The sequence below is a fragment of the Streptomyces sp. NBC_00224 genome (assembly GCF_041435195.1).
Classification (GTDB): Bacteria; Actinomycetota; Actinomycetes; order Streptomycetales; family Streptomycetaceae; genus Streptomyces.
The window spans coordinates 7,396,571-7,419,120 of the sequence record NZ_CP108106.1; the positions used below are offsets into that span (position 1 = coordinate 7,396,571).

The 22,550-nt window shown below is 72.9% G+C and carries 19 protein-coding genes; 12 read left to right on the forward strand and 7 right to left on the reverse strand.

Features of this window, described 5'->3' with window-relative positions:
* Positions 1–66: 66 nt before the first annotated feature.
* Entirely contained in the window at positions 67–1,566 is a 1,500-nt protein-coding gene (locus OG965_RS32960) for a M1 family metallopeptidase (RefSeq protein WP_371655704.1), read from the reverse strand.
* Between the two features lie 190 nt (positions 1,567–1,756).
* Here OG965_RS32960 and OG965_RS32965 point away from each other — a divergent pair, with 190 nt between their 5' ends.
* Positions 1,757–3,751, forward strand: coding sequence for a Xaa-Pro dipeptidyl-peptidase (locus OG965_RS32965; protein WP_371655705.1), 1,995 nt, complete (start codon positions 1,757–1,759; stop codon positions 3,749–3,751).
* Positions 3,748–5,022: a M14 family metallocarboxypeptidase gene (locus OG965_RS32970; RefSeq protein WP_371655706.1), complete on the forward strand. Its 1,275-nt coding sequence runs from the start codon at positions 3,748–3,750 to the stop codon at positions 5,020–5,022. The genes OG965_RS32965 and OG965_RS32970 overlap by 4 nt, the downstream gene beginning before the upstream one ends.
* A gap of 10 nt (positions 5,023–5,032) precedes the next feature.
* Here OG965_RS32970 and OG965_RS32975 read toward each other — a convergent pair whose 3' ends face one another.
* Positions 5,033–5,965: an FAD-dependent oxidoreductase gene (locus OG965_RS32975; protein WP_371655707.1), complete on the reverse strand. Its 933-nt coding sequence runs from the start codon at positions 5,963–5,965 to the stop codon at positions 5,033–5,035.
* 65 nt (positions 5,966–6,030) lie between these two features.
* On the opposite strand from OG965_RS32975, the gene OG965_RS32980 reads away from it, so the two are divergent.
* From OG965_RS32980 to OG965_RS33005, 6 genes are all read left to right on the forward strand, one after another.
* On the forward strand, positions 6,031–7,047 hold the full coding sequence (locus tag OG965_RS32980) for an oxidoreductase (RefSeq protein WP_371655708.1): 1,017 nt from the start codon (positions 6,031–6,033) through the stop codon (positions 7,045–7,047).
* A 109-nt stretch (positions 7,048–7,156) separates the two neighbouring features.
* On the forward strand, positions 7,157–8,794 hold the full coding sequence (locus OG965_RS32985) for an ABC-F family ATP-binding cassette domain-containing protein (RefSeq protein WP_371655709.1): 1,638 nt from the start codon (positions 7,157–7,159) through the stop codon (positions 8,792–8,794).
* Between the two features lie 79 nt (positions 8,795–8,873).
* Complete coding sequence (locus OG965_RS32990) at positions 8,874–10,007, forward strand: ATP-binding protein (protein ID WP_371655710.1); 1,134 nt, start codon at positions 8,874–8,876, stop codon at positions 10,005–10,007.
* Positions 10,004–10,696, forward strand: coding sequence for a response regulator transcription factor (locus tag OG965_RS32995; protein ID WP_371655711.1), 693 nt, complete (start codon positions 10,004–10,006; stop codon positions 10,694–10,696). Before OG965_RS32990 ends, OG965_RS32995 begins: the two co-directional genes overlap by 4 nt.
* A gap of 192 nt (positions 10,697–10,888) precedes the next feature.
* Positions 10,889–12,031 (forward strand): non-hydrolyzing UDP-N-acetylglucosamine 2-epimerase, encoded by a 1,143-nt coding sequence (wecB, locus tag OG965_RS33000; RefSeq protein WP_371655712.1) that lies wholly within the window; start codon positions 10,889–10,891, stop codon positions 12,029–12,031.
* Positions 12,032–12,148: 117 nt separating this feature from the next.
* The gene (locus OG965_RS33005) at positions 12,149–13,477 is read left to right on the forward strand and encodes a glycosyltransferase (protein ID WP_371655713.1); all 1,329 of its coding nucleotides are present in this window, start codon (positions 12,149–12,151) and stop codon (positions 13,475–13,477) included.
* 111 nt (positions 13,478–13,588) lie between these two features.
* On the opposite strand, the gene OG965_RS33010 is transcribed toward OG965_RS33005, so the two are convergent.
* Positions 13,589–15,940: a Tex family protein gene (locus OG965_RS33010; RefSeq protein ID WP_371657125.1), complete on the reverse strand. Its 2,352-nt coding sequence runs from the start codon at positions 15,938–15,940 to the stop codon at positions 13,589–13,591.
* A gap of 66 nt (positions 15,941–16,006) precedes the next feature.
* Positions 16,007–16,870: a hypothetical protein gene (locus OG965_RS33015; protein ID WP_371655714.1), complete on the reverse strand. Its 864-nt coding sequence runs from the start codon at positions 16,868–16,870 to the stop codon at positions 16,007–16,009.
* 122 nt (positions 16,871–16,992) lie between these two features.
* On the opposite strand from OG965_RS33015, the gene OG965_RS33020 reads away from it, so the two are divergent.
* Together OG965_RS33020 and OG965_RS33025 are read left to right on the forward strand one after the other, a co-directional pair.
* The gene (locus OG965_RS33020; RefSeq protein WP_371655715.1) at positions 16,993–17,955 is read left to right on the forward strand and encodes a GlxA family transcriptional regulator; all 963 of its coding nucleotides are present in this window, start codon (positions 16,993–16,995) and stop codon (positions 17,953–17,955) included.
* Positions 17,956–17,987: 32 nt separating this feature from the next.
* Positions 17,988–18,623: a DJ-1/PfpI family protein gene (locus OG965_RS33025; protein WP_371655716.1), complete on the forward strand. Its 636-nt coding sequence runs from the start codon at positions 17,988–17,990 to the stop codon at positions 18,621–18,623.
* A 7-nt stretch (positions 18,624–18,630) separates the two neighbouring features.
* On the opposite strand, the gene OG965_RS33030 is transcribed toward OG965_RS33025, so the two are convergent.
* Complete coding sequence (locus OG965_RS33030; protein ID WP_371655717.1) at positions 18,631–19,386, reverse strand: enoyl-CoA hydratase/isomerase family protein; 756 nt, start codon at positions 19,384–19,386, stop codon at positions 18,631–18,633.
* A 75-nt stretch (positions 19,387–19,461) separates the two neighbouring features.
* Here OG965_RS33030 and OG965_RS33035 point away from each other — a divergent pair, with 75 nt between their 5' ends.
* Positions 19,462–20,130, forward strand: a complete 669-nt coding sequence (locus OG965_RS33035) for an HdeD family acid-resistance protein (RefSeq protein WP_371655718.1) — start codon at positions 19,462–19,464, stop codon at positions 20,128–20,130.
* A 133-nt stretch (positions 20,131–20,263) separates the two neighbouring features.
* Positions 20,264–20,764: an ATP-binding protein gene (locus OG965_RS33040; RefSeq protein ID WP_371655719.1), complete on the forward strand. Its 501-nt coding sequence runs from the start codon at positions 20,264–20,266 to the stop codon at positions 20,762–20,764.
* Here OG965_RS33040 and idi read toward each other — a convergent pair.
* Both idi and OG965_RS33050 read right to left on the reverse strand, forming a co-directional pair.
* Positions 20,739–21,332, reverse strand: a complete 594-nt coding sequence (gene idi, locus OG965_RS33045) for an isopentenyl-diphosphate Delta-isomerase (RefSeq protein WP_371655720.1) — start codon at positions 21,330–21,332, stop codon at positions 20,739–20,741. The genes OG965_RS33040 and idi overlap by 26 nt on opposite strands.
* Positions 21,333–21,522: 190 nt before the next feature.
* On the reverse strand, positions 21,523–22,464 hold the full coding sequence (locus tag OG965_RS33050) for a cation diffusion facilitator family transporter (RefSeq protein WP_371655721.1): 942 nt from the start codon (positions 22,462–22,464) through the stop codon (positions 21,523–21,525).
* Between the last annotated feature and the right edge of the window lie 86 nt (positions 22,465–22,550).

The following is a 22,550-nucleotide window of genomic DNA, read 5'->3' on the forward strand; positions in this document are numbered from 1 at the left end:
CGCGGGGAACTGCGCGACCAGCCACAGGCCGCCCGCAGTCGAATCACCACACCTCCAGCGGAGCGCTCAGCGGTGGTCGTGGATCTCGTTGGTCGCCGCGATCTTCTTCCAGGACTTCGGCTGCGCCGTCGGCGCGGCGGCCGAACCGGCCACCAGCTTCGCCTTCTTGGCGGCCGGGGCGGCCGGCTTGACGGGCTGGTACAGCCAGGTGTCGAAGAGCCCGGCGAGCGGCTTGCCGGAGACCTTCTCGGCGTACTGCACGAAGTCGCCCACCTTGGCGTTGCCGTACTGGTGGGCCGTCGGCCAGCCCTTCAGGAGCGCGAAGAACGTCGTGTCGCCGACCGCGTTGCGCAGCGCCTGGAGGGCGAGCGCGCCCCGGTCGTAGACGGCGAGGTCGAACTGGTTCTCCGCGCCCGGGTCGCCCGGCTTCACCTTCCAGAACGCGTCGTCGGCCGGGTGCTGCGCGTACACGTAGTCCGCGAGCTCCTGCGCGGTGCCCTCGCCCTCCTTCTCCGACCAGAGCCACTGGGCGTAGCGGGCGAAGCCCTCGTTGTTCCAGATGTCCTTCCAGCCGTCCACCGAGACGCTGTCGCCGTACCACTGGTGGGCCAGCTCGTGGACGACCACCGAGACGTTGGCGCCGTTCGCGAACTGCTTGGGGCTGTAGTACGGCCGCGTCTGGGTCTCCAGGGCGAAGCCGGAGGTCACGTTCGGCACATAGCCGCCGACCGAGTTGAACGGGTACGGGCCGAACACGTCACTCAGCCACTCGGTGACTTCCTTGGTGCGCTCGATGCTCGCGCGCGCGGCGCCGTCGTTGTCGCCGAGGTCCTTGCTGTACGCGTTGATGACCGGCAGCCCGTTGGCCGTGGTGTCCGTGGTGATGTCGAACTTGCCGATCGCGAGCGTCGTCAGATAGGAGGCCTGCGGCTTGTTGGAGCGCCAGTTGTAACGGGTCCACCCGAGCTTGGAACTCTGCGACTGGAGCGTGCCGTTGCTGATCGCCTGGGTGCCGTCCGGCACCAGCACCGACACGTCGTACGTGGCCTTGTCCAGCGGGTGGTCGTTGGACGGGAACCACCACACGGCCGAGTCGGGCTCCTGCGCCGCCACTCCGCCGTCCGGGGTGCGGTGCCAGGCCGTGTACCCGTCGACGCTCAGCTCGGACGGCTTGCCCGCGTACTTCACCACCACCGAGACCGACTTGCCCTTGGCCAGCGGCGCGGCCGGGGTGATCTCCAGCTCCTGGGTGCCGGACTTGGTGTACTTCGCCTTGGTGCCGTTGACCCTGACCTCGCTCACCGCGAGCCCGAAGTCGAGGTTGAAGCGGGAGAGGTTCTGCGTGGTGGTGGCCAGGATCGTCGCCGTGCCCTCCAGGAGGTCGGTGGCGGGCTGGTACTTCAGTCTCAGGTCGTAGTGGGAAACGTCGTAACCGCCGTTGCCGCTGCTCGGGTAGTAGGGGTCGCCGATACCCGGGGCGCCCGGTGTGAAGTCCGTCGCGGATGCCGGGATCGCCAGCAGCAGGGACGCGGCGAGCACGCTCGGGGCGAGGATTTTGCGGTGCACGAGTGCTCCAAGTCGTCGGGGTGAACGATCTCTTCGGACCCTATTCAGCGCCCGCCCGGTAGGTCATGTCCATGGCCCCTGCTGTCACACGATCGCCATTGCGCCGACATGTTCTCCTGCGCGCCCTGGATCACTTTTGTACCGTGCCTGCCCCCTTTTGCACGGGAGTTGACGGGAGTACCGTCCGCCCATGCCGATTCCTGCGCGGTCCAGCCGCACAAGGTTCAGATCGCTCCGGTCGCCCGGTTGGGCGCGCCTGCTCGTAGTGGCGGCCGCGGCCGCCCTGACGGCCCTGTTCCTCTCCCCGGCGGGCGCCCAGGCGGCCCGCGCCAAGGAGAGCACGCCCGTCTACTCGTACGAGAACGCGATACGCGAATCCGTCTGGGTCGACACCCGGCTCGACGAGGACGGCGACGGCAGGAGCGACCGGGTCGCCGTCGACATAATCCGCCCCCGCGAGCCCGCGAGCCAGGGCCGCAAGGTTCCGGTCATCATGGACGCCTCGCCGTACTACTCCTGCTGCGGGCGGGGCAACGAGCACCAGCTCAAGACGTACGACGCGCAGGGCCACGTCGTCCAGATGCCGCTCTTCTACGACAACTACTTCGTGCCGCGCGGCTACGCCTTCGTCGGCGTCGACCTGGCCGGAACCAATCGCTCGGACGGCTGTGTCGACATCGGCGGCCGCTCCGACATCCAGTCCGCCAAGGCGGTCGTCGACTGGCTGAACGGCCGCGCCCGCGGCTACACCACACGGACCGGCAGCCAGCGGGCGAGCGCCGGCTGGACCAACGGCCGCACCGGAATGATCGGTAAGAGCTGGGACGGCACCATAGCCAACGGCGTGGCCGCCACCGGCGTCGAAGGCCTGAAGACGATCGTGCCGATCAGCGCCATATCCTCCTGGTACGACTACTACTTCGCCAAGGGCGCCCCGCTCTACGACTCCGGCCCCGACTGGCTCTCCAACGCTGTGGAGAGCCCCCAGGCGCAGGCCCACTGCGGTGCCGTACAGCAGAAACTGGTCGAAGGGGCTCCGCGCACCGGCGACTGGACACCCCTGTGGAGCGGGCGCGACTACGTGGCCGACGCGGGCGATGTCAAGGCGAGCGTGTTCGTGGTGCACGGCATGCAGGACCTGAACGTCCGGACCAAGAACTTCGGCCAGTGGTGGGACGCGCTGGCGGCACACGGCGTGGAGCGCAAGATCTGGCTCTCCCAGACCGGGCACGTCGACCCCTTCGACTACCGCCGCGCCGACTGGGTCCCCACCCTCCACAAGTGGTTCGACCACTACCTCCTCGGCTACGACAACGGCATCGAGCGCGCGCCGATGGCCGACATCGAGCGCCACCCCGACCAGTGGTCCACCGACCGCACCTGGCCCCCGGCCGGCACCCGTGACGCCGTGCTGCGCCCGGTCACCGGCTCCGCGCCCGGCGTCGGCGGCCTCGCCCTGGACCCGGCGCCCGCCGGCGCGACCGAGACGTTCACCGACAACCCGCAGCTGGACGAGGCGGGCTGGTCCGCCGCCGTGGACCGGTCCACCCCGGAGAAGGCCGCCTTCGTGACCAAGCCGCTCGGCGCGGACCTGCGGCTGTCCGGCTCCTCGAAGGTGACCGTCACCGCGACCCCGACCACCACCAGCGCCCACCTCTCGGCGGTCCTGGTCGACCTGGGCCCCGACACCATCCGCAACTACGGCGGCGCCGGCGAGGGCATCCTCACCGGCACCACCAGCACCTGCTGGGGCGCGAGCACGGCCGGGGACAGCGCCTGCTTCAAGGTGACGTCGGCCGACACCAAGGCCGTCGACCACACCGTGTTCAGCCGCGGCTGGGCCGACCTCGGCAACTACGCGGGCGGCACCGGGCAGCCGCTCACCCCGGGCAAGCCGTACACGATCACCCTCGACCTGCACGCCACCGACCACGTCGTCCCGGCCGGGCACCGCCTCGCGCTGATCGTCGCGGGCACCGACAAGGACCTCATCGACCCGCCCGCGAGCCGCCCCACCGTCACCCTCGACCTTGCCCGCACCTCGGCGAAGCTGCCGCTCCTCGGCGGTACGGGGGCGTTCCGGCGGGCCGCGTCGAGCACCCCGCAGCACCTCGCGCCGCAGGTCCCGCACCCGGCCGGGGTCGAGGTCCCGCACCTGCTCCGCCCGGTCCCGGAGGCGCGATGAGAGCCCGCACACTGCTCCTCGGCGTCACCGGCGCCGCGCTCGCCGTGCCCCTGGTGACGGTCCCGGCGCGCGCGACCGCGAGCCCGCCCCGTACCGGCTTCGAGGTGAGCGCCGGGGCGCGCTGGACCGGCGAGCGCGAGGAGCAGGACTTCCTCGCGGCCCTCGCCCAGGGCAGCGCACAAGCCTCGGTCCTGCGCATCGGCACCACCACGCAGGGCCGCCCGCTCCAGCTCGTCCGCGTCGGCAGCGGGCACACCGCCAACCGGGTCCTGCTGGTGTGCAGCCAGCACGGCGACGAGCCGGCCGGACGCGAGGCCTGTCTGGCCACCGTCCGCGACCTCGCGTACGCGAAGGACCGGGCGACCCGGCAACTCCTCGCGCACACCACGCTCTACGTCGTGCCGACCGCCAACCCGGACGGCCGGGCCGCCGACACCCGCGTCAACGCCGACGGCGTCGACATCAACCGCGACCACATCGCCCTCAAGACACAGGAGGCGCGGGCCGTCGCCGCCGTGCTGCGCGACGAACAGCCCGACGTCGTCTACGACCTGCACGAGTACAGCGCCACGCCCAAGTACTACGACAAGGACCTGTTCGACCTGTGGCCGCGCAACCTCAACACCGCCCCGGCGGTGCACGAGGAGGCCCGGACGCTGTCGAGCGCGTACGTACGGGAGGCCGCCCGGGCCGACGGCTTCTCCACCGGCACCTACGGCATCTGGACCGACCCCGTCACCGGCGACCCGGTCAAACAGGTCGCGGGCGACGGCCAGGAGCGGATCCTGCGCAACACGGCGGGCGTCAAGCACGCCGTCGGCCTGCTCATCGAGAGCCGCGTCGACCCTGCGAGCGACGCAGAGAAGGCCGACCCGGCCCTCAACAACCGGCGCCGGGTGGTCTCCCAGCTGAGCGGGCTGCGCGGACTGCTGAGCTTCACCGCGGAGCGCAGGGGCAGCATCGAGGCGGCGACCACGGCCGCCCGGCTGGCCGGATACCGCGACCGGGGGCCGGTCTACGTCGGGGGCGCGGACAACGAGCCCGCCACCCCCGCGCAGACCCTCGCCGAGCCCCCGTGCGGCTACCGCCTCACCGCCGCCCAGTACGCCGAGGTGAAGGACCGCCTCGCCCTGCACGGCATCAGGGCGAGGCGGTCCGGCGACGGCGCGTTCGTCCCGCTTCGCCAGCCGCTGCGGGCGCTCGTGCCCCTGCTGCTCGACGCCCGTGCGCAGTACGGGCTGACGGCGGCCGAACCCGTACAGCGCTGCTGAGACGGGTTTCTCACCGGAGGGGAGTGCGGGAGGCGGCCAGCGCGGCCGCCTCCCGCGCACACCCCCAGGCGACGGTGATCCCGGCGCCGCCGTGCCCGTAGTTGTGCACCAACAGGCCGCCGGACGCGGTGGTTTCCGCCTCGATCCGCACCCCCGCGTCCCGCACCGGCCGCAACCCCACCCGGTGGGCGAGCACCCGCGCCCCGGCGATCTCGGGACGCACCAGCGCGCACCGCGCCACGATCTCCTCGGCGACGCGCGGGTCCGGGGCGAGGTCCCAGTCGTCGTCCTGCGCGGTGCCGCCGAGCAGCAGCCCGTAGGGCTGGGGGAAGAAGTAGGTCGTGTCGCTGGAGGCGTGGTCGACGGAGGTGTACCACTCGGTCACCCCGGGGTTCTCGACCACCACCAACTGGCCGCGCACCGGCCGCATCCCGGGGTCGGGCACCAGCGTACGGGCGCCCAGGCCCGTGCAGTTGACCACGACCGGCGCGTCCGGCAACCCGTCGAGCGCGCGCCTCTCGATCGTCCCGCCCGCCGCCTCCAGACGCCCTCGCAGCCAGGCCAGGTGCACCGGCATGTCGATCAGCGGTATCCGGGCGTGCACCCCCTGCGCCGACTGGCGCAGCCCGTCCACCTCGGCTGCCCACGGCCCCAGTTCGGAGAGCCGGATGCCCGCCTGCAGCCCCTCGACGAGCCGCACCCCGGTCCGCCCGGGATCGGCGGCCAGCTCCTCGTACACCCGCAGGGAGGCGAGCGCCCACTCGCCGACGCGTCCGGCGGGCTCGATGCGGTACGGCCACCACAGCGCCCCCGCCACCGCCGACGTCGTCTCCCCGACCGGATCCCGGCTCCACACCCGCACGTCGCGGCCCGACTCGGCGAGGACCACCGCCGTGGTCAGACCGATGACTCCGCCACCCAGCACGATCATCTGTTCGCTCATGGCGGGACGGTAGCGGAATGGGTGATGTCGTGCTCGGATCAGCCGCAGATGGGAATACTCAGGACATGTCAGCCGCGTACGCGACCTTCGGACTCGCCCCCGCGATGCGGGCAGGCGATGTCGCGGGGGCCGGTTCTCCCCAGCTGCACCGCGACTTCATGGACTTCGTCGTCGACGGCCGGCCGCTGCTGCTCCAACTCGCCGACCTGGACGCCGTCTCCCCGCTCGCGGCGGACGTGCCGCCCGCCATCCTCGGCGCCCAGGTGCGCAGCCTGCTCCTGGAGACCGAACCGCCGCTGGCCGGCGGGCGGTACGTGGTCTACGCCTGTCCGGAGTGCGAGGACCTGGAGTGCGGCGCGGTCACCGCCGTCATCGAGCGCTCCGGCGACGACATCATCTGGCGCGACTTCGCCTGGCAGACCGGGCCCGTGCCCGATCTGCCACTCAACGGCTACCAGGGGATAGGGCCGTTCCGCTTCCGCGCCGAGGAGTACCGAGCCGCCCTGGAGCGGCTGCTCTGCGACGAGCCGCCCCGGCGCCGGGTCCTGCTGGTAGGAGCCCGCGCGGCCGTCCTCGGCAAGCTCGCGGCGGCCCTGCGCTCGATCGGCATCGGCGTGGACATCGCCCACGACGTGACCGACGCGATCCCGGAGGAGCTCGCCACCTACGGGGCGGTCGCCTTCGGCCGCGCGGTCCCGGAGGCCGAACGCGCGGCGGTGCGCGCCGCGTTCGGGCGCGCCCACGCGCACCCCGTGTACGTGACGGGCCTGGCCCCCGTCACCCCGCTCCTGGTGGCCCAGCTGGAACAGGCCCTGGACCGCACCCCGCCGGGCCAGCGCCGCCTCACCTACCTCTCTGCCTCCCCGGACGAGGCCCGGCTCGCGGTCGGCGCGACCTGCCGTGTCCGGCTCACCGCGTACCGCGTGGACCGGCTGCACCGCGTCCACACCCAGGAAGTCCTGGACGCGGTCCTCGACCCCGGCCCGCACCGCATCCCGCTGGACGAGCGCGCCCTGCGCGGAGAGTCCTTCCTGGTGGCCCGCACCACGGGCGGGGTGATCACGGCGGCGGTGGTGCGCTGAAACGGTCCGCCGGCCCGGAGCGCGGAACCGGCCCGCCGAGCGGGAGGGCCCGGCCCCGGCCGATACCCGTCGGTCGGTGCCGGCACACCCCAGTAAGATCTATGTCCTCATGACTGCCACTCTCGTCGCCAAGGACCTCGCCGCCGGCCACGGCGACCGCACGCTCTTCGCCGGGCTCGACCTCGTCGTCGCCCCCGGTGACGTCATCGGCCTCGTCGGGGCGAACGGAGCGGGGAAGTCCTCCCTGCTCAGGCTGCTCGCCGGACTCGACACACCGGAGGAGGGCGAGCTGCGCCTCTCCCCGCCGGGCGCCACCGTGGGACACCTGCCGCAGGAGCCGGACCGGCGCCCCGGCGAGACCGTCCGCGCCTTCCTCGCCCGCCGCACCGGTGTGGCCGCCGCCCAGGAGGCCATGGACGCGGCCACCCAGGCCCTGGTCGACGGAGCACCCGGCAGCGACGACGCGTACGCGGAGAGCCTGGAGCGCTGGCTCGACCTCGGCGGCGCCGACCTGGACGAGCGCGCCGAGGAGGTGGCGGCCACCCTCGGCCTCACCATCGGCCTCGACCAGCCGATGACGGCCCTCTCCGGCGGCCAGGCCGCCCGCGCGGGCCTGGCCTCGCTGCTCCTCTCGCGGTACGACGTGTTCCTGCTCGACGAGCCCACCAACGACCTCGACCTGGACGGTCTGGAGCGCCTGGAGTCCTTCGTCAAGGGCCTGCGCGCGGGCACGGTCGTGATCAGCCACGACCGCGAGTTCCTCACCCGTACGGTCACCAAGGTGCTCGAACTCGACCTCGCCCAGCAGCAGATCACGCTCTACGGCGGCGGCTACGAGGCGTATCTGGAGGAGCGCGAGACCGCCCGCAGGCACGCCCGCGAGGACTACGACGAGTACGCGGACAAGCGCTCGGCCCTGGAGGGCCGGGCCCAGATGCAGCGCGGCTGGATGGACAAGGGCGTCAAGAACGCCCGCCGCAAGGCCGGCGACAACGACAAGATCGGCCGGAAGTTCCGCAGCGACTCCAGCGAGAAGCAGGCCGCCAAGGCCCGCCAGACCCAGCGCATGATCGAGCGCCTGGACGTCGTCGAGGAGCCCCGCAAGGAGTGGGAGCTCCGCATGGAGATCGCGTCCGCGCCCCGCTCGGGCGCGGTCGTCGCCACCCTCAGCCAGGCCGAGATCCGACGCGGCGACTACACCTTCGGCCCCGCGTCCCTCCAGATCGACTGGGCCGACCGCGTGGCGATCACCGGCGCCAACGGCGCGGGCAAGTCCACCCTGCTCGCCGCCCTGCTCGGCCGTCTCCCGCTCGACGCGGGGCGGGCGACGCTCGGCTCCGGCGTCGTCGTCGGCGAGGTCGACCAGGCCCGGGGGCTCTTCGTCGGCGAGGAGTCCCTGCTCGACGCGTTCTGCGCGGCCGTCCCCGACACCGAGCCGGCCGAGGTGCGCACACTCCTCGCCAAGTTCGGCCTGCGGGCCGACCACGTGCTGCGGACCGCCGCCTCGCTCTCGCCCGGCGAGCGCACCCGGGCGGCGCTCGCGCTGCTCCAGGGCCGGGGCGTCAATCTGCTCGTCCTCGACGAGCCGACCAACCACCTCGACCTCCCGGCGATCGAGCAGCTGGAGTCCGCGCTCGACTCGTACACCGGCACCCTGCTCCTGGTCACCCACGACCGCCGGATGCTGGACGCGGTGCACACCACCCGGCGCATCGAGGTCGCCGACGGCAAGGTCACCGAGGCGTGACCTGACCGGGCGGTGACGCGAGCCCTGGAACGCGCCCGCGTTACGTGAGCGGCGGCCGGTCCGCGCGTACGGTGAGCGCGTGGACCGCGAGCGCGACCGACTGCAGGCCGTTCTGGAGGCGCTGCCCCGGGCGGCGATCGTGCAAGGCGGCGACGAGCACGTGGTCGCCGTCAACGGCCGCTTCGTGGAGATGTTCGGCCTGGCCGGACGGGTCTCCTACGAGCCCGGCGCGCCGCTCGGACCGGTGGTCGAGGCGGTCTGCGACACCTTCGCGGACCGTCCCGCCTGGGTCGTCGAGAGCACCCATACGATCGCCGCCCGCCGCATCCACCGCGCCGCCGAGATCGACCTCACCGACGGCCGGGTCATCCGCCGCGACGTCGAGCCGCTCCACGACTCCGACGGGCGGCCCTTCGGGTCGCTGTGGACCGCCGAGGACATCACCGAGGACAAACGCCGCGAGCACGCGCTGCGGCGCGACAACGCGGCGCTTACGGAGCTGGCCCGCCAGCGCAACGAGTTCCTCGCCTCCGCGTCGCACAATCTGCGCACCCCGCTGACCTCCATCATCAGCTTCTGCGACCTGCTCGCGGACCCGGCCTCCGGCCCCCTGGACGCGGACCGGCTGGCGTTCCTCGACGCGATCCGCCGCAACGCGCTGCGGATGGCGACCGTGATCACCACGCTGCTGGACACCACCCGGATGCGCGAGCCCCGACTGCGCCTGGAATTCGGCGAGGTGGACATCGCGCGGATGCTGGAGCACGCCGTACACGACCGCATGTCGACGCTCACGGAAGCGGGCCTGTTCACCGTCCTGGACTGCGCGCCGGGCCCACCGCTGTACGGCGACGAGCACCGCCTGGAACACGTCCTGGCGAACCTCTTGGAGAACGCGGCCAAGTTCACCCCGCCGGGCGGAGTGGTGGGGATCGAGGCAGCACCCGAGGACGACACCTGGCGCATCGCGGTCTCGGACACCGGAATCGGGGTGCCGGAGCCCTACCGGGAGGAGGTCTTCTCCGGCTTCGTACGGGCCCCCAACGCCGAGAGCGGCGGCTTCCCCGGCACCGGTCTCGGCCTCACCTTCAGCCGGGACATCGTGCGCCGCCACGGCGGCGAGCTCTCCGTCTCGGACGCGCCCGGCGGGGGAGCGGTCTTCACCCTGCGCCTGCCGGTCGCCGGGCCCGCGCGCGGCGGGGAGGAGCCGTGACGCGGATCCTGGTCGTCGAGGACGACCCGGACGTGGCGACGGCGCTGCGGGTGCTGCTCACCCGGGCCGGGTACGAGGTGGTGGCCGCCGCCGACGGCCGCGACGGCCTGCGCCGCCTCTTCGCCGACGGCCCCGACCTGATGCTGCTCGACATCGGCCTGCCCGGCCTCGACGGCTGGCAGGTCCTGGAACGCACCCGGGACATGACCGACCTGCCCGTACTGCTCCTCACCGCACGCGGCGCCGAGAGCGACCGGGTGCGGGGCCTGCGGGCCGGGGCCGACGACTACCTGCCGAAGCCGTTCGGCAACGACGAACTGCTGGCCAGGGTCGAGGCCCTGCTGCGCCGAGCCGCACCCGCGCGCTGGGCGGGAGCCGCCCAGGACGACGCCCTGCGCCTGGTCCCGGAACGCCGCTCGGCCCTCTGGCACGGCGAGGAGGTCCGCCTCAGCGACATCGAGTACCGGCTGCTCCAGCTCCTGGTCCGCAACCGAGGCCGAGTGGTCACCACGGACCAGCTCCTGGACCAGGTCTGGGACGACCCCCAGGGCATCGGCCGCGACCGGGTGAAGTTCGCGGTACTGCGCCTGCGCCGCAAGCTCCAGCAGGCGGCCGGCGAGCTGGAGCGGGATCCGATCGAGGCGGTGCGGGGGATGGGGTATCGGTATCGGGGGGACGCGGGGCGCTGAGGTCCGGGCGCCCCTCAGGGGGGCCACTGGCGGCCCGCAGACGAACGGGGGGGCCAAAAGGCCCGCCCGCCCCGGGCCGAACGTCCCGCATCCCCACACCGCAACCGTCCCGCAACCAACCCCCACCGCCAGGCACAACGCTCGGCGGACACGCTCGTGGACGACCCCCGCCCGGCCGTCCCAGGAGCCCCCGTGCCCACCCTCCCGCCCCGCAGCATCGCCATCGTCCTCGGCACCCGCCCCGAGCTGGTCAAGCTCACCGAGCTCATCCGGCTGCTCGGGCCCGCCGCGCACGTCGTGCACACGGGGCAGCACTACGACGAGGAGCTCTCCGGCCGCTTCCTGACCGACCTCGCCATCCCCGAGCCCACCTACCTCACCGGCATCGGCGGCCACCCCCGCGCCGTCCAGATCTCGGCGGCCCTGGCCCAGCTCGACGCGCTGTTCCTGGCGGAGCCGCCGCTCGCCGTGGTCGTCCAGGGGGACACCAACGCCGCGCTCGCCGGTGCCCTCGCCGCCAACGCCCGGTCGGTCCCGCTCGTCCACGTCGAGGCCGGGCTGCGCAGCCACGACCGGAACATGCCCGAGGAGCACAACCGGGTCCTGATCGACCGGCTCGCCGACGTGCTGTGCGCGGCCACCCCGGAGAACCGCGACAACCTGCTGGCCGAGGGCGTCGGCCCGGAGCTCGTGGAGGTCACGGGCAACACCGTGGTCGAGGCGGTCCACAGCCGGCTCCCGGACGCCGACGAGCGCTCCGCGCACCTGGCGGAACTGGGTCTCACCCCGGACGGCTACGTCCTGGCCACGGTCCACCGCCCCGAGAACACCGACGACCCGGCGGCCCTGCGCGCGATCCTCACGGAGCTTGCCGCGCTCGCGGCCGACGTGCCGGTGGTCCTGCCGCTGCACCCGCGTACCCGGGCCCGCGTCGAAGCGGCGGGGCTCGCCGCGCTGCTCGGCCCGCTGCGGGTGACCCGGCCGCTCGGCTACCGCGACTTCCTCGCCCTCGCCCGGCACGCGGCGCTGCTCGTCTCCGACTCCGGGGGCGTCCAAGAGGAGGTCACCGTGCTCGGCCGCCCGCTGGTGGTCGTCCGTAACTCCACCGAGCGGCCGGAGGCGATGGCGGACTTCGCGACGCTGGTGGCGCCGGGTCCCGAGCTCGGGCGTGCCGCGCGCGAAGGGCTGGCCCTCGGCCCCGAGGGCCGTGCCCGCCTCGCGTCGCTGCCGAGCCCGTTCGGGGACGGGTGCGCCTCGCGCCGGATCGTGGGGCTGCTGACGGAGCTGGTCGCCACGGCCACCACCGGGACCGCGCCGTACGCGGCGGCGGCGTAAACGCTCCGCAGAAGCGCGGTCAGTCGACTGCGGGCCGCCATCGGCCGTCAGTGCGGTCCCCCGCGCCCCCCACGGGCCTCCGAGGCCACCCCACACCACACCCACCGAAAGCCCCCCATGTTCGACAGCCTCCTGATCTTCCTCTTCCCCTTCGCCCTGCTCACCTGCTTCCTGCTGTACTGGGCCGGGGCCCGGCACGCCTACCTCAACCGGCCGCGTACCGAGCCCGGTGACGCCGCCGCCCTCGACTGGCACTTCTTCGTGCCGTGCCGGGACGAGGAGGCCGTCGTCGGGGCCACCGTCAGTCAGCTGCGTGCCGACTTCCCGGCCGCGCACGTGTGGGTCGTCGACGACGACAGCGACGACCGGACCGGGCTGATCGTCGCCGCCCTCGCGGAGGACGACCGCCGTGTCCATCTCGTACGCCGGGTACGCCCCGAGGCCCGCACCGGCAAGGGCGACGCGCTGAACGCCGCGTACGACCAGCTCGGTGAGTTCCTGCCGGAGGGCGCCGACCGCGACCGGGTCGTGGTGTGCGTCGTGGACGCCGACGGGCGGCTCGACCCGCACGCCCTCGAACTGGTCTCGGGCCCGGCCGCGTTCGGGGACCCGGAGGTCGGCGGGGTGCAGGTCAGTGTGCGGATGCGCAATGTGGACGACCCGCGTCCGCTGCCGGAGCGCGGCCGGGTCGCCAACGCGTTCGCGCGGCTCCTCGTCCGCGTCCAGGACATGGAGTTCGCCGTCTCCAACGCCGGGATGCAGCTGCTGCGCGGCCGTACCGGCTCGGTCGGCCTCGGCGGCAACGGCCAGTTCACCCGGCTCTCCGCGCTCGACCGGATAGCCGACGCCGAGCGCCGCCCGTGGCAGCGCGGCGCGCTCCTGGAGGACTACGAGCTGGGCCTGCACATGATTCTCGCGGGCTTCCGGATCACGCACATAGCCGACACCTGGGTCTCCCAGGAGGGTCTGCCGCACGCCCGCCGGCTGCTCACCCAGCGCACCCGCTGGGCGCAGGGCAATCTCCAGTGCGTGCGCTACGCCCCGCGCATCGTCTCGTCCCGCCACTACAGCGGCCGGGGCGTCCTTGAGGCGCTGTACACGTTCTGCCAGCCGGTCGCGCATCTGCTGACGCTCGCGCTGGGAGCGGCGATGCTGGTCCTGGGCGGCGTCGGCTCGCTCGTCCTGTGGCCGCTCACCCTGGTGCTCGCGGCCCTGGCCATCGGCCCGTTCGTCCTGTGGGGCCCGGTCTACCGCCGCGACCACGCCCCGGACGCGTCCCGTCTGACGGCGGTGCTGTGGGGCGTGGCGCTGTGGCTGTACGCGTACCACCTCTTCGTGGTCTCGGCCCGCGCCTTCGTCCGCATGGCGCGTGGCCGCAACGGCTGGGCCAAAACCCGCCGCAACGCGGAACCGGTCACGACGGGCCCGGTGGCCCTGGAGGGCTAGCGGCCCAGGAGTCTCCCCGCCGCCGCTGTGGGCAGTCGTGCCGCTAGGGGCGGCACGGGTGGGCACAGCGGCACCCCGACCCCGGGCACCGCTTCACCCCGCCCGCACCCCTCAGCGGCGACCCTTCGGGTCCAGCAACCCGGCCTTGCGAAGGGCATCCGCCATGGCCCCGTTCGTCGGGGGCGGCGACTGACGGCCACCGCGGTCCCGGTCGCCGCCACCCCGCTGCTGCTGGCGCTGCTGCGGGGGCCGCCCACCCCTCTCCTCCCGCTTCTGCCCGCCGCCCGAGGCGTCGTCATCCAGCCGCAGCGTCAGCGAAATCCGCTTGCGCGGCACATCCACCTCCAGGACCTTCACCTTGACGATGTCGCCCGGCTTGACCACCTCGCGCGGGTCCTTCACGAACGTCTTGGACAGCGCCGACACATGCGCGAGCCCGTCCTGGTGCACCCCGATGTCGATGAACGCGCCGAACGCCGCCACGTTCGTCACCACGCCCTCAAGCACCATCCCCGGCTCCAGGTCGCCGATTTTCTCGACGCCCTCCTTGAAGGTCGCCGTCTTGAAGGCGGGCCGCGGGTCGCGCCCGGGCTTCTCCAGCTCGCGCAGGATGTCCGTGACGGTCGGCAGACCGAACGTCTCGTCCACGAACGTGTCGGGCCGCAGCGACCGCAGCACCGCCGTGTTGCCGATGAGCGCCGCCACCTCGCTCCCCGTCGACTTCACCATCCGGCGCACCACCGGGTACGCCTCGGGGTGCACGCTGGACGAGTCCAGCGGGTCGTCGCCGCCGCGGATCCGCAGGAAGCCCGCGCACTGCTCGTACGCCTTCGGGCCCAGGCGCGCCACGTCCTTGAGCGCCCTGCGGGAGCGGAACGGGCCGTTGGCGTCGCGGTGCGCCACGATGTTCTCGGCGAGCCCGGCGCCGATGCCCGAGACGCGCGAGAGCAGCGGCGCGGACGCCGTGTTGACGTCCACGCCCACCCCGTTCACACAGTCCTCGACGACCGTGTCGAGCGAGCGCGAGAGCTTCACCTCGGAGAGGTCGTGCTGGTACTGGCCGACGCCGATCGACTTGGGGTCGATCTTCACCAGCTCGGCGAGCGGGTCCTGCAGGCGCCGGGCGATGGAGACCGCGCCGCGCAGCGACACGTCCATGTCCGGCAGCTCCTGCGAGGCGAACGCCGACGCCGAGTACACCGAAGCGCCCGCCTCCGACACCATCACCTTGGTGAGTTTCAACTCGGGGTGCTTGGTGATCAGTTCACCGGCGAGCTTGTCGGTCTCGCGGGACGCCGTGCCGTTGCCGATGGCGATCAGGTCGACCGAGTGCTCCTTGGCGAGCCGCGCCAGCTTGGCGAGCGCCTCGTCCCACTTGTTGGCCGGGACGTGCGGGTAGATCACGTCCGTCGCCACGACCTTGCCCGTCGCGTCCACGACGGCCACCTTCACGCCCGTACGGAACCCGGGGTCGAGCCCCAGCGTCGCGCGCGTCCCGGCCGGGGCGGCGAGCAGCAGGTCGCGCAGGTTCGACGCGAAGACCCGCACCGCCTCGTCCTCGGCGGCCGTGCGCAGCCGCAGCCGCAGGTCGATGCCGAGGTGGACCAGGATCCGGGTGCGCCACGCCCAGCGGACGGTGTCCGCCAGCCACTTGTCGCCCGGCCGGCCGCGGTCCGCGATGCCGAAGCGGCGCGCCACCATGTTCTCGTACGCGGAGGGGCCGGGGACTTCCGACGGTTCCTCGGGCTCCAGGACGAGGTCGAGGACGTCCTCCTTCTCGCCGCGCAGCATCGCCAGGACCCGGTGCGAGGGCAGCGCGGTGAACGGCTCGGTGAAGTCGAAGTAGTCGGCGAACTTGGCGCCCGCCTCCTCCTTGCCCGCGCGGACCTTCGCCGCGAGGCGGCCCTTCGTCCACATCCGCTCGCGCACCTCGCCGATCAGGTCGGCGTCCTCCGAGAACTGCTCGGTGAGGATGGAGCGGGCGCCCTCCAGGGCCGCCGCCGGGTCCGCGACGCCCTTGTCCGCGTCGACGAACGCGGCCGCGGCGGTGAGCGGCTCCACCGACGGGTCGGTGAGCAGGCCCTGCGCCAGCGGTTCGAGGCCCGCCTCGCGCGCGATCTGCGCCTTGGTGCGCCGCTTGGGCTTGAAGGGCAGATAGATGTCCTCAAGGCGCGCCTTGGTGTCGGCGCCGCGGATCTGCCGCTCCAGCTCCTCGGTCAGCTTGCCCTGCTCGCGTACGGAGTCGAGGACCGCCGTGCGGCGGTCCTCCAGCTCGCGCAGATACCGCAGCCGCTCCTCCAGGGTGCGCAGCTGGGCGTCGTCGAGCATCTCGGTCGCTTCCTTGCGGTAGCGCGCGATGAACGGCACGGTCGACCCGCCGTCGAGCAGCTCGACGGCGGCCTTCACCTGCCGCTCCCGTACGCCGAGTTCTTCGGCGATCCTGCCTTCGATGGACGTCGTCACGATCACGTACCGCCTTCTCGCAGAGCTTGAGGCGCCATTGTGGCAGGCGGCACCGACAACCGGCGGTCAGCCCTTGCCGGAGAGGTCGGCCGGGAACGCGCCCGCCGCCACCGCCGCCAGCAGGAATCCCCGGGCCAGTTCGGTCAGCCGGTCCACGCCTTCCGCGCCGAGCAGTTCGTACGGGGCGAGGTCGAGCCGGTCGGTGCGGTCCTCGACCTCGGCGCGCAGCGCGGTGCCCGCCTCGGTCAACTCGCCCTCGGCGTCCAGGATCCCGCGCTCGCGCAGCCGTACGGCGGCCGCGTCCCAGTCCGCGCGCCGCCAGCCGCGCGTGCCCAGGATCCAGCGCGGCGCCATGCCCTTGCCGGTGGCGGTGTGGCTGACCAGCGCCTCCAGCGGGTCGAGCCCGGCGTCGAGCAGCGCCGCGAGATGGCCGTCGCCGCGGTGCTCGCGCAGCAGCGTCGCCGCGTGCCAGTACGCCAGGTGCGGCTCCTCGGGCACCGGCAGGTCGGCGTGGGCGGCGTACAGCGGCCGGGCGTAGCGGGTGCAGCCCTCGGCGGCCCGCAGCGCGAGGCGCGCGGCCTCGGCCATCTCCGGCGAGGCCACCGCCTCGTCGCCGAGCAGGCGCCGCAGGGTGCTGTCGACGGCGCGCAGCCGGGCGGCGAGGACCGTCTCGGGGGAGGCGATGTCCCAGACGGCGGGCACGTGCAGGGCGACCAGCTCGTGGTTGAAGTTGTAGAAGGTGGCGGTGACCGTGCCGGGGCCCACCGCGCCCAGTGCGGCGGCGCGTCCGGCGAAGTAGGCGGCGCGCGGGTCCTCGATGCCGATCTCCGCGAGCTCCTTGGCGAAGTCGGGGGAGAAGTAGACGGTCGAGTGCAGCGGGTTGACGGAGTTGTGGCAGCGGCGGCCGGCGCGCGGCGGGAGAGACGTCATACCCGCAGGTTACCGACTGGTCGGTACGCCGTGAAGCCCCGGGGCGGGACGGGCGCCCCGTGGCAGGAAAGGTGGGGTACTCGTCATTGCAGACACCACTGGCACCCCGAAGAATCGTGGGCATGGCACAGAGATCCGTACTCATCGTCCTCTTCGAGGACGTCCAGAGCCTGGACGTCACCGGCCCCATGGAGGTCTTCACCGGGGCCGGCCACTTCGCCGAGGCCGTCGGCGACGAGTACCTCGTCCGCACCGCCACGCTGGACGGCGGCCCGGTCCGCAGCTCCAGCCGCCTCACCCTCGTCCCCGACTTCGCCCTGGCCGAGGCGCCCGAGCCGCACACCCTCCTGGTGCCGGGCGGCCGCGGCACCCGCGCCCCGGACCCGGCCCTGATCGCCTGGCTGCGCGAGCACGGACCCCGGGCCGAGCGGCTGGTCTCCGTCTGCACCGGGGCCGAGCTCCTCGCGGCGGCGGGGCTGCTCGACGGGCGCCGCGCGACCACCCACTGGGCGTACTGCGAGTCGCTCGCGCGCCGGCACCCGAAGGTCACCGTCGAGCCCGACCCCATCTACGTACGCGACGGGAACGTGGCCACCTCGGCGGGGGTGACGGCCGGGATCGACCTCTCCCTCGCGCTCGTCGAGGAGGACCTGGGGCGCGAGGCCGCGCTCACCGTGGCCCGGCACCTGGTGGTGTTCCTGCGCCGCCCCGGCAACCAGGCCCAGTTCAGCGCCCAGCTCTCCGCCCAGACCGCCCGGCGCGAGCCGCTGCGTGAGGTGCAGCACTGGATCACCGAGCACCCGGGCGAGGACCTCTCGGTGGAGGCGCTGGCCGCCCGTGCCCGGCTCTCGCCGCGCCACTTCGCCCGCGCCTTCCACGCCGAGACCGGCTCGACGCCCGGCCGCTATGTCGAGCGCGTCCGCGTCGAACACGCCCGGCGCCTGCTCGAAGACACCGCCGACGGAGTCGAGGAGATCTCCCGCGCCTGCGGCTACGGCACCCCCGAAGCCATGCGCCGCGCCTTCCTCAAGTCCCTCGGAACCGCCCCCGCCGAGTACCGGCGCCGGTTCCACCCCGCCAACTGACCCACCGCCCGAACCGCCCCGAGAGGAACCCGATGCAGATCGCCATCCTGCTCTACGACCGCTTCACCGCCCTGGACGCCATCGGCCCGTACGAGATGCTCTGCCGCCTGCCCGACGCCGAGACGGTCTTCGTCGCCGAGCAGGCCGGTCCGGTGATCAACGACAGGGGCAGCCTGCGCATCGTCGCCGAGAAGACCCTCGACGAGGTGCGCACCCCGGACGTCGTGGTCGTCCCGGGCGGCCCCGGCACCCGGGAGATCCTCGGCAACGAGGCCCTGACCGGTTGGCTGCGCGCGGTCGACGCCGGCACCACCTGGACGACGTCGGTGTGCACCGGCTCGCTGCTGCTCGCGGCGGCCGGGCTGCTGAAGGGCCGGCGCGCCACCACGCACTGGCTCGCCTACGACGCCCTGGCCGCGCTCGGTGCCGAGCCGACCGGCGAGCGGGTGGTGACCGACGGCAAGTACCTCACCGCCGCCGGGGTCTCCTCCGGCATCGACATGGGGCTCACCCTGGTCGGCCGCCTCGCCGGCGACGAGTTCGCGCAGGCCGTGCAGCTGCTGACCGAGTACGACCCGCAGCCGCCCTACGACGCGGGCTCGCCCGACAAGGCCCCGGCGGAGCTGGTGGCCAGGCTGCGCTCGGGGGGCCACGCCGTCGTGGAGTGAGCCCGGTTCAGTCCGAAGCGGTCCAGCCGAAGCGCGGGGCCCTGCGCTCCAGGAACGCGGCGACGCCCTCGGCGGTGTCGTCGCTGCCGCGCGCCTGCTCCGTCCAGTAGGCGTCCCGGTCGGTGCGCCCGTTCGCGAACTCCTTGGCCGCCGCCTGGGTCAGCTGTGAGCGGGCGGCCAGGACGCGGGTGAACTCGGCCACCCGCTTGTCCAGTTCACCGGCCGGCAGCACCTCGTCCACCAGGCCGGTCCGCAGCGCCCGCGCCGAGTCGATCAACTCGGCCGAGAACAGCAGGTACTTGGCGGTCGAGGGACCCACCAGGGCGGCCAGGCGCCGGGTCGAGGACGAGGCGTAGACGATGCCGAGCCTGGCGGGCGTGATCCCGAACGAGGCGCCCTCCTCCGCGAAGCGCAGATCACAGGCGGCCGCGAGCTGACAGCCGCCGCCCACGCAGTAGCCGCGCACGGCGGCCAGCGTCGGCTTGGGGAAGGCGGCGAGCGCCTCCTCGGCCCCCACCGCGAGCGACCGCGGGTCCTCGCCCGGCCCGGGCGCGCGCAGCGAGGAGATGTCCGCGCCCGCGCAGAACGTCGGCCCGGCACCGGTCAGCACCAGGGCCCGTACGTCCCGGTCGGCGGCCAGCTCGTCGAGCAGCGGCGGCAGCGCCCGCCACATCCCGGCCGTCATCGCGTTGCGCTTGGCGGGGTTGCTGATGACGACGGTGGCCACCCCGTCCGCCACGGTGTGCTCCAGCTGCGGCTCCATGCGCCGGATGCTATCCGGGCGGGCCGCTCCTATGATCAAGAGGGGGCCGACCGGCGATGCCACGAGGAGACGCTGATGGCCGCACCCGCAACCGCCCGCGACAGCAGGAAGCTCCGCCGCAGTTTCGGACGACTGACCGTCCTCGGCGCGATCCTCGCGCTCGCGGGCCTGGTCGGTCTCGTCTACACGGGCGTGGCGACCCTCACCTCGATGCTCCTGTTCGGCTGGCTGCTGCTCGTGGGCGGCGTGGTCGGCCTGATGCACGCGATCCAGTCGCGCGGCGGGAACTTCTTCTGGCTCGGCGTGGTGGTCGCGGCCCTGAACATCGCGGCCGGTGTGGTGGTCATCCGCCGCCCCGAGGGCTCGGCCGAGGCGCTGACCATGTTCGCCGCGCTGCTCTTCCTCACCGGCGGGGTGTTCCGGCTCGCGGGCAGCGTGGTGGTGCGCGGGCCGCAGATGGGCTGGACGCTGCTGCAGGGCGCCTTCGGCGTGCTGCTCGGGGTGCTGGTGCTGGCGAGCTGGCCGAGCAGCAGCCGCTATGTGATCGGCTGCTTCTTCTCGCTCGGCCTGCTCTTCGACGGCCTGGGCCTGATCGCGCTCGGCGTCGGCGGTCGGCGGATCGTGGGCCTGGTGACGGACGCGCGGGTGGACACCGACCTCGGAGAGTCCGAATCCGTATCGCAGACACCCCCGCAAGCCGTGGCAAAGCCGTCAGGCAGTGATCAGGGGCGCTTTGGGAGGTGACATCGGCGGGCGATTGCGATCAGAAAGCGTCGATACGCGCTGACTTCTGTTCAGTCGCCCGGTCCGGACCATCCCACTCCCAGACACTCGTTACCAAGAGCCTGACAGCCGAGTGCGAGGGTGGTGCCGGAATATGGAGATCCGCGGGAGCGTGCCACCCGACGCCGCGCCGGCCAGGCCGCTCCCGTACGAGGGGGTCTGGCGCTTCACGGCCCCCGCCATCGACGCCTCGGTCCCACAGGCCCGGCACGCCGTACGCGACCTGCTCCGCCGGCAGGGCGTGCCCATCCACGACGACCTCGTCCAGGGCCTGCTCCTGATCGTCTCCGAACTGGTCACCAACGCGGTCAAGCACGCGGCCCTGCTCTCCCCGCAGGTGGCCGTGGAGGTCGCCATCGGCGCCGAGTGGATCCGGGTCTCGGTGGAGGACAACCACCCCTACCGCCCCAAGGCGCTGGAGACCGACTACGGGCAGACGGGCGGGCGCGGCCTGCTGCTGGTGCGCGAGATCACCTGCGAGGCGGGCGGGGCCTGCGACGTCGAGCAGACCGCGAGCGGCGGCAAGATCATCTGGGTGGCCCTGCCGCTGGCCCCGGTCTCCGGCGCGGTCACCAGCCCGCGGCAGGCCCTGTGAGCTCCCTGACCGCGGGCCGGGCCGCGTCCAGGACCGTCATGAACCACGCGGAGAAGGGCGCCCGCTCGTGCAGCGCGGCCAGCTCCTGCGGGGAGACGAAGGCGGTCTCGTAGACCTCCTCCGGGTCCGGCAGCACGGGCGACTGCACCAGGCCGACGAAGAGGTGGTTGTACTCCTGCTCCACCAGGCCCGAGTCCGGGTCCGGGTGGTTGTAGCGGACCGTGCCCGCCTCGGCGAGCAGCGAGGGCGAGACGCCCAGCTCCTCGTAGGTACGCCGGGCGGCCGCCGCGAAGGGGGACTCGCCGGGGTAGGGGTGTCCGCAGCAGGTGTTCGACCAGACGCCGGGGGAGTGGTACTTGCCGAGCGCGCGGCGCTGGAGCAGCAGCTTGCCCGCCGGGTCGAAGAGGAAGACGGAGAACGCCCGGTGCAGCTTGCCGGGGGCCTGGTGGGCGGAGAGCTTCTCCGCGGTGCCGATGGTGTTGCCGCTCTCGTCGACCAGTTCGAGCATGATCTCTTCGGCGGTCCCGTTCGACGAGCTGTTCGCCGTAGTGGCTGGTGTGGTCGGCATAACCATCCTTCGCTTCGGTCCTCAGCTGCCAAGTCTGCCGTACAAAAGCGGCGTGTCCGCACTTCGACGGGCGGCGCATGTCCGTAATGCGTCGGGTGCGCGACACCACCGAAGAAGGGATCGTGCCCAGCCGCACCGGAGCGGAATCATCGAACGTGCGAGCGAGCCGGGGTGTCCGGCCCGGTGCCGGTCAGTGGCAGAGCCCGGCCTCGTGGGCCGCGTGGCCGCTCGGCTCCAGCTGGAAGGTGCAGTGCTCCACATCGAAGTGATCACCCAGGCAGCCCTGCAGATCGTGCAGCAGCTTCTCGTGGCCCACCGAGTCCAGGGCCTCCTGGCTGACCACCACATGGGCCGAGAGCACCGGCATCCCGGAGGTGATCGTCCAGGCGTGCAGGTCATGGACGTCCTCGACGCCCGGCAGGGCCACGATGTGCGCCCGCACCTCGCCCATGTCGACGCCCTTGGGCGCGGCCTCCAGGAGCACGTTCAGCGTCTCCCGCAGCAGCTTCACCGTACGAGGGACGATCATGAGGCCGATCACCAGCGAGGCGATCGGGTCGGCGGGCTGCCAGCCGGTCGTCATGATGATCACGGCCGAGAGCAGTACGGCCACGGAGCCGAGCGCGTCCGCGAGCACCTCCAGAAAAGCGCCGCGCACATTGAGGCTCTCCTGCTGGCCGCCGACCAGGAGTGAGAGCGAGACCATGTTGGCGACCAGACCGATCAGGCCGAAAATGATCGTCGTCGGCCCCGAGGTGTCGGCCGGTTCGACGAACCGCTGGACCGCCTCGTACAGCACGTATCCACCGACACCGAGCAGCAGCAGACAGTTGGCGAGCGCGGCCAGGATCTCGGCGCGGGCGTAGCCGAACGTCCGGTTGTGGCCGGCCGGGCGGTTGGCGAAGTGGATGGCGAGCAGCGCCATCGCGAGCCCGAGGGCGTCCGTCGCCATGTGCGCCGCGTCCGCGACCAGCGCCAGCGAGTCCGCGAGCAGCCCGCCGACGATCTCGACCACCATCACGCCCAGCGTGATGCCCAGGGCCACCCGCAGCCGCCCCCTGTACGCCGCGGCGGCCGTCCCGGTGGGCGCCGGTCCGCCGTGTGCGTGCCCGTGGTCGTGCCCAGCCCCCATGGAAGGCCACCTCTCAGACTGTCGGCAAGGTTGTGCGATCTGCGTACGAGGGGTCAGTGAACTACGGGCGGGGGGTATGGAGCAAC

What these genes read in the sequence shown, in the direction of transcription:
- OG965_RS32965 (WP_371655705.1), top strand. Translation starts at nt 1,757, where the DNA reads ATGCCGATTCCTGCGCGGTCCAGCCGCACAAGGTTCAGATCGCTCCGG.
- OG965_RS32970 (WP_371655706.1), top strand. Translation starts at nt 3,748, where the DNA reads ATGAGAGCCCGCACACTGCTCCTCGGCGTCACCGGCGCCGCGCTCGCC.
- OG965_RS32975 (WP_371655707.1), bottom strand. Translation starts at nt 5,965, where the DNA reads ATGAGCGAACAGATGATCGTGCTGGGTGGCGGAGTCATCGGTCTGACC.
- OG965_RS32980 (WP_371655708.1), top strand. Translation starts at nt 6,031, where the DNA reads ATGTCAGCCGCGTACGCGACCTTCGGACTCGCCCCCGCGATGCGGGCA.
- OG965_RS32985 (WP_371655709.1), top strand. Translation starts at nt 7,157, where the DNA reads ATGACTGCCACTCTCGTCGCCAAGGACCTCGCCGCCGGCCACGGCGAC.
- OG965_RS33005 (WP_371655713.1), top strand. Translation starts at nt 12,149, where the DNA reads ATGTTCGACAGCCTCCTGATCTTCCTCTTCCCCTTCGCCCTGCTCACC.
- OG965_RS33015 (WP_371655714.1), bottom strand. Translation starts at nt 16,870, where the DNA reads ATGACGTCTCTCCCGCCGCGCGCCGGCCGCCGCTGCCACAACTCCGTC.
- OG965_RS33020 (WP_371655715.1), top strand. Translation starts at nt 16,993, where the DNA reads ATGGCACAGAGATCCGTACTCATCGTCCTCTTCGAGGACGTCCAGAGC.
- OG965_RS33025 (WP_371655716.1), top strand. Translation starts at nt 17,988, where the DNA reads ATGCAGATCGCCATCCTGCTCTACGACCGCTTCACCGCCCTGGACGCC.
- OG965_RS33030 (WP_371655717.1), bottom strand. Translation starts at nt 19,386, where the DNA reads ATGGAGCCGCAGCTGGAGCACACCGTGGCGGACGGGGTGGCCACCGTC.
- OG965_RS33035 (WP_371655718.1), top strand. Translation starts at nt 19,462, where the DNA reads ATGGCCGCACCCGCAACCGCCCGCGACAGCAGGAAGCTCCGCCGCAGT.
- OG965_RS33040 (WP_371655719.1), top strand. Translation starts at nt 20,264, where the DNA reads ATGGAGATCCGCGGGAGCGTGCCACCCGACGCCGCGCCGGCCAGGCCG.
- idi (WP_371655720.1), bottom strand. Translation starts at nt 21,332, where the DNA reads ATGCCGACCACACCAGCCACTACGGCGAACAGCTCGTCGAACGGGACC.
- OG965_RS33050 (WP_371655721.1), bottom strand. Translation starts at nt 22,464, where the DNA reads ATGGGGGCTGGGCACGACCACGGGCACGCACACGGCGGACCGGCGCCC.